The organism is Dietzia sp. CW19, assembly GCF_014145265.1.
In the GTDB taxonomy this organism is placed as follows: domain Bacteria; phylum Actinomycetota; class Actinomycetes; order Mycobacteriales; family Mycobacteriaceae; genus Dietzia; species Dietzia natronolimnaea.
The window spans coordinates 1-5,922 of record NZ_JAALEE010000069.1 but is presented as its reverse complement, the minus strand read 5'-3'; the positions used below and the strand labels follow the sequence as shown (position 1 = coordinate 5,922).

Annotated in this window: 6 protein-coding genes; 1 reads left to right on the top strand and 5 read right to left on the bottom strand. The window is 70.6% G+C overall.

The features are described from left to right. From G6021_RS02555 to G6021_RS02545, 3 genes are all read right to left on the bottom strand, one after another. Nucleotides 1-596, bottom strand: a 596-nt coding sequence (locus G6021_RS02555; RefSeq protein ID WP_182640608.1) for a YoaK family protein, incomplete at its 3' end; no start/stop codon positions are given. A 53-nt stretch (nt 597-649) separates the two neighbouring features. Then, a complete protein-coding gene (gene purL, locus G6021_RS02550; RefSeq protein WP_182616860.1) occupies nt 650-2,950 on the bottom strand; it encodes a phosphoribosylformylglycinamidine synthase subunit PurL in 2,301 nt (766 codons plus the stop codon). A 53-nt stretch (nt 2,951-3,003) separates the two neighbouring features. Beyond that, complete coding sequence (locus G6021_RS02545; protein WP_182615274.1) at nt 3,004-4,215, bottom strand: saccharopine dehydrogenase NADP-binding domain-containing protein; 1,212 nt, start codon at nt 4,213-4,215, stop codon at nt 3,004-3,006. Nucleotides 4,216-4,452: 237 nt separating this feature from the next. Here G6021_RS02545 and G6021_RS02540 point away from each other — a divergent pair, with 237 nt between their 5' ends. After that, entirely contained in the window at nt 4,453-4,668 is a 216-nt protein-coding gene (locus G6021_RS02540) for a hypothetical protein (protein WP_182615275.1), read from the top strand. Nucleotides 4,669-4,740: 72 nt separating this feature from the next. Here G6021_RS02540 and purQ read toward each other — a convergent pair whose 3' ends face one another. Further along, a complete protein-coding gene (gene purQ / locus G6021_RS02535) occupies nt 4,741-5,418 on the bottom strand; it encodes a phosphoribosylformylglycinamidine synthase subunit PurQ (protein ID WP_182615276.1) in 678 nt (225 codons plus the stop codon). Then, nucleotides 5,415-5,669: a phosphoribosylformylglycinamidine synthase subunit PurS gene (gene purS, locus G6021_RS02530; RefSeq protein WP_182615277.1), complete on the bottom strand. Its 255-nt coding sequence runs from the start codon at nt 5,667-5,669 to the stop codon at nt 5,415-5,417. Before purS ends, purQ begins: the two co-directional genes overlap by 4 nt. Nucleotides 5,670-5,922 lie beyond the last annotated feature (253 nt).

Genomic DNA, 5,922 nt, shown 5'->3' with positions numbered 1-5,922 from the left:
ACGCCCAGCGCGGCCACACCGAGGCGCACCTGGAGCACCGCGCCCGCCACCCCACCGAGCGCGAGCGCAGCCCACAGGGAGACCTGCTGACGATAGGGCGCCCACGACCCCCCGGCCAGCGCGTCCACCAGCCGGTGGGCGGACTTGACCACCGCACCGGTCATGTAGGTGACCCCGAGCGAGACCTCTCCCCGCGAGTGGAACACCGAGTTCATGGCACCCATCGACGCCGCGACCACCGTCATCGACAGCGGCGCCCCGACGACCGTGGCGGTCGTGAGCCGGTGCACCGCGAGCGCCACCAGCAGCAGGGTGGCGACCAGGGCCAGGACGGCCGGGCGATCATCCCGGGGACGGAGGCGGGTGACCACCGCACCGGCGACCGCGCCGAGGAAGAACGAGACCAGGACGACGGCCGCGATCCCCGCGCCGCCGAGGTCACCCTGCACCAGGTCGACGGCCATTCGCGTGGAGTTGCCGCTCATGAACGACACGAAGTAGCCACCCACCACGAGGAAGCCGACCGCGTCGACGAACCCCGCCGTGCCGGCCAGGACGACGGCGAGCAGTCGCTCTCGTCTGCGGAGATCACGCATCGGGTCGCGCCCGACCGGTCCGATCCCTGCCGGCCCGTCTCAGGATGACCGTCTCAGACCGGGTCGACGCCGAACAGTGCCGGCAGCGTCCCCTCGTGGGCGGCGCGCAGCTCTGCGGTGGTCAGGGTGAACTGCCCCTGGACCTCGAAGGTCCCCGAATCCGGGTCGGTGACGGCGATCCGGGTGTGCGGGATGTCCTGCGCGGTGAGCATCTGCTGGAAGCGGATCTCCTCGCCCCGGGGGACCGACACGATCACGCGGCCGGCCGACTCGGAGAAGAGCCACACGAACGGGTCCGCGTCGGCGGGCAGCACCACCCGGAGGCCGCACTCCCCGGCCAGGGCCGACTCCACGAGCGCCTGCGCGAGCCCGCCCTCCGACAGGTCGTGTGCGCCGGTGATCAGGCCGTCCTTGGAGCACGTGGCCAGGATACGGGCGAGTGTGGCCTCCCACCGCAGGTCGACCGTCGGGGGCATGCCTCCGAGGTGCTCGTGGGCGACCTGGGCCCAGATGGACCCGTCGAGCTCGTCGCGGGTCTCGCCGAGCAGGTAGACGTTCTCGCCGGGGGTGTCACCGAACGCGGTGGGCGTGCGGCGGGCGACGTCGTCGATCACTCCGAGCACGCCCACGACGGGCGTCGGCAGGATCGGGGTGGACCCGGTCTGGTTGTAGAAGGAGACGTTGCCGCCGGTGACGGGGATACCGAGCTCGGCACAACCGTCCGCCAGTCCGTGGACGGCCTCGCGGAACTGCCACATCACGCCCGGGTCCTCGGGCGAGCCGAAGTTGAGGCAATTGGTCACGGCGACCGGGGTGGCGCCGGTGACGGCGACATTGCGGTACGCCTCCGCCAGGGCCAGCCGGGCACCGGTGTACGGGTCGAGCTTGGTGTAGCGCCCCGACGCGTCGGTCGACAGTGCGATGCCGCGGCCGGACTCCTCGTCGATGCGCAGGACACCGCCGTCGGCGTTCTCCGCGAGGATCGTGTTGCCGCGGACGTAGCGGTCGTACTGCTCGGTGATGAACTTGCGCGAGCACAGGGCCGGGCTGGAGATCATGTCCACCAGGGTCCGGCGCAACTCGTCGCCGGTGGCCGGGCGGGCCAGGGTCGCGGTGGTGTCCGCCTGCAGGGCGTCCTGGTCGGAGGGCCGCTCGAGGGGGCGCTCGTAGACCGGCCCCTCGTCGGCCAGCGACTCGGGCGGGGCGTCCACCACGGTCTCACCGCGGAACTCGATGGTGAGCCGGTCGCCGTCGGTGACCTCGCCGATGTCGGCGGCCAACACGTCCCAGCGGCGGCACACGTCCATGAAGGCCTCGACGTTCTCCGGCGTCACCACGGCGCACATGCGCTCCTGCGACTCACTGGAGAGGATCTCGGCGGCGGACATGCCCTCCGCGCGCAGCGGGACGTTGTCGAGCACGATGTGCATGCCGCCGTCGCCGGCCGCGGCCAGCTCGGAGGTGGCGCACGCCAGGCCGGCACCGCCGAGGTCCTGGATGCCCACGACCAGCTCGTCGCGGTACAGCTCGAGGCAGCACTCGATGAGGACCTTCTCCATGAACGGGTCGCCCACCTGGACGCTGGGGAGCTTGCGCGGCTTGACCGGCGCTCCGTCCTCGTCCACATCGAAGGTCTCGGACGCCAGCACCGACACGCCACCGATCCCGTCGAGACCGGTGCGGGCACCGAACAGGATGATCCGGTTGCCGGTGCCGGAGGCGAACGCCAGGTGCAGGTCCTCCACGCGCATGACGCCCGCACCGAGGGCGTTGACCAGCGGATTGGCGGCGTACGACTCGTCGAACACCGTCTCACCACCGATGTTGGGCAGGCCCAGGCAGTTGCCGTACCCGCCGACCCCGGCCACGACGCCGGGGAGCACGCGGTGCGTGTCGTCGGCGTCGGCGGGGCCGAAGCGGAGCTGGTCCATCACGGCCACCGGCCGCGCGCCCATCGCCATGATGTCGCGGATGATCCCGCCGACACCGGTCGCGGCACCCTGGTACGGCTCGATGTAGGACGGGTGGTTGTGCGACTCGACCTTGAACGTCACCGCCCAGCCGTCACCGATGTCCACCACGCCGGCGTTCTCGCCGATCCCCGCGAGCATGGTGGACCGCATCTCGTCCGTGGTGGTCTCGCCGAAGTAGCGCAGGTGCACCTTGGACGACTTGTACGAGCAGTGCTCCGACCACATGACCGAGTACATGGCCAACTCGGCGTCCGTGGGCCGGCGGCCCAGGATCTCCCGGATGCGGGAGTACTCGTCCTCCTTGAGTCCGAGTTCCGCCCACGGCTGGGCCAACTCGGGGGTGTCGGAGGCGTGCGAGATGGAGTCCACGTGAGTCGTCACGGGGGCGAGTCTAGTCGGCCCGCGGCGGCCCGCGAATCCGCTACCAGCCGGGGCTAGGTGGACAGCACCTCGAAGGTCAGGCCGCCGCGCTCGACACGCTCGAGTAGTGCCTCCCCCATCGCCTGGGCGGTGGTGAGCTGTCCCGAGAGCGCGGGAAGATCGTCGAAGGCCAGACACAGGGCCGACTCCGCGATCATCATGGCCGTCTCGGTGTACCCGGGGTCGCCGCCGCACACCCGGGTGACCACCCGCCGCCCGCCCGCCAACGCCACGAAGGTCACGTCGAACGACGACCGGGCGCGGCGGGACTCACTGGGCCCGGCACCACGGTCGATCCGCTTGAGCATCTGCGACCTGATGGGGCCGATCTGGGCACCCACGGTCAGCGCCCCGACCCCGACCATGCCCGCCGTCGCGGTCAACGGCGACTTGACCGAGGCGTAGTGCGCGTAGGTGAAGTCCGGGCCGTAGCTCTCCAGCGCGGCCGCGGACCGCAACACGATCTGCGGGTCGATCGTGGGCAGCGGCACCAGCCAGCGGCCGAGAACGCTGTCGTGGTGCGGCTTGCCCGTCACCGACTTGATCCGCCGCCCCTCGACCCTGCCCTCCTTCTTGCGCCGCGCCTTCGCCGTGCGTCCGGCCTCACGGAGTCGGGCGAACTGGCCGATGGCCGAGTGGAAGGTGCCGCCGGAGAACTGGGCGTCGGCGTGGACCGCACCGTAGACCGCCACCGGCACACCCTCGGGTACCTGCTTCATCGTGTAGAACACCCCCATGTCGTGGGGGATGGAGTCGAACCCGCACGCGTGGATGATCCGTGCGCCGGAGGCCACGGCCTTGTCGTGGTACTCGAGGTACATGCGGTCGGCGAACTCGGGCTCGCCCGTCAGGTCCACGTAGTCGGTCCCGGCCTCGGCGCACGCGGCGACGAGCGGCTCGCCGTACTCGAGGTACGGCCCGACGGTGGTGATGACGACCCGGGCCGCGCGGGCCATGTCCGCCAGCGAGCCCGGATCCTCGGTGTCCGCCACCACGACCCCCGGGGCCGGGACGTCGGGCATCTCGGCGGCGAGGCGGGCGGCGAGCGCGTCGAGCTTGGTCCGGTTCCGACCCGCCACGGCCCACGACCCACCCTCGGGCAGGTTCCGCAGCAGATAGTCGGCCACCAGACCACCGGTGAATCCGGTCGCCCCGTAGAGGACGATGTCGAACGGCCTGGCGGCCTTCTCGGACGCGGACACGGGCTGGGTGCTGGATTCGCTCACCCCACGGTTCTACCGCATCTCGCGCCACCGACGGATGGGCCGGTGAGTAGATGGTCAGACCGCACGGCCACCATGTCTATTCTCGGTTCACTCCAGACCCATGAGTGACTTCTGTCATATCGGCCAGAAAGGTGAACGAACGCCTAAGTAGTTGTGCAAAACTTCACCTATGCGTGCGATCATCCGGGTCGCCGCAGCTCATCCCGCCGAGCGGGATACCAACCTTAGGAGAACCCTATGGACCTGACTGGTTCGATCGGCGAAGCATTCGCACCCCTCAGCACCGAGTTGATCGGAAGCGCCGACCCCGTCGGCTCGTCCTTCGTCGACACCCTGTCGGCCGCGCTGTTCATCGGCCCGAACCTGCTCCTGAGCTTCATCGGCGACCTCGGCGCCGACCTCGGCAGCACCGGCAGCCTCTTCGGCGACAATGGCATGAACCTCCCGCTCTGACGTTCGCGGCAAAAACGAGGGCCCGCCGGGATCACTCCCGGCGGGCCCTTCGCTGTAGCCGCGGCGTGCGGATCAGACCTTGACCACCGCATCCAACGCGGAGAGGAAAAGCCCGAGCCCGTCGTCGGACGGCCCGGTCAGCGGGTCGATGGCGTGCTCGGGGTGCGGCATGAGGCCGACCACACGCCCGTCCCCGGAGCTGATCCCGGCGATGTTGTTGGTGGAACCGTTGGGGGCGTCGGAGGCGAAGCGGAAGACCACGCGGCCCTCGGCCTCGAGCTGCTCGATGGTCTCGGGCGTGGCCATGTACCGGCCCTCTCCGGACTTCAGCGGGATGAGGATCTCCGCCCCCTCCTCGAACCGGCTGGTCCACGCGGTGCCGGTGTTCTCCACTCGCAGCCACTCGTCACGGCAGATGAAGTGCATGTCGCGGTTGCGCCCCATGGCGCCGGGGAGCAGCCCGGCCTCGCACAGGATCTGGAAGCCGTTGCAGATGCCCAGGACCGGCATGCCGCCGCGGGCCGCCGTGATGACCTCGCCCATGACGGGGGCCATCGAGGCGATCGCGCCGCAGCGGAGGTAATCGCCGTAGGAGAAACCGCCGGGGACCACCACCGCGTCGACGCCCTGGAGGTCCGCGTCGTCATGCCACAGCGAGACCGCCTGCGCGCCGGACCTGGTGATGGCGCGTGAGGCGTCGATGTCGTCGAGCGTGCCGGGGAAGGTGATGACGCCGATCCGTGCGGTCACGAGGCCGCCTCCGCGGTGTCCACGCGGACGACCTTCCAGTCCTCGATCACCGTGTTGGCCAGCAGCGACGAGGCGATCTCCTCGAGCTCGGCGTCCGACACGCCGTCGGCGACCTCGAGCTCGAACCGCTTGCCCTGACGGACGTCGGTGACGCCCGGGTGGCCGAGACGGCCCAGGGCCCGGTGGATGGCCTGGCCCTGCGGATCGAGGATCTCGGCCTTGGGCATGACTTCGACGACGACTCGGGCCACGGTGGATCTCCTCGATCGGTTGAAACGCGGGGCGGACCCGGACCTGCCGGGGCTCGACTGCCGATCCTACCCGGACTCGGCGGGGCCACCGAACGGCTCACGCAGCGGGGGATCGCGCCCCTCGCTCAGGCCGCGGAGGACCGCACCCTCGCTCAGGCCGCGGAGGCCAATGCGACCGCCGGCCACTCATAGCGGCCGGTGACGGCTCCGTGCTCCCCGGTCACCCGGTCCACCGCGTCCAGCAGCGCCGACC

Excerpts from the sequence above, each read along its gene's own strand:
- G6021_RS02540 (WP_182615275.1), top strand. The coding sequence starts at position 4,453 with ATGGACCTGACTGGTTCGATCGGCGAAGCATTCGCACCCCTCAGCACC.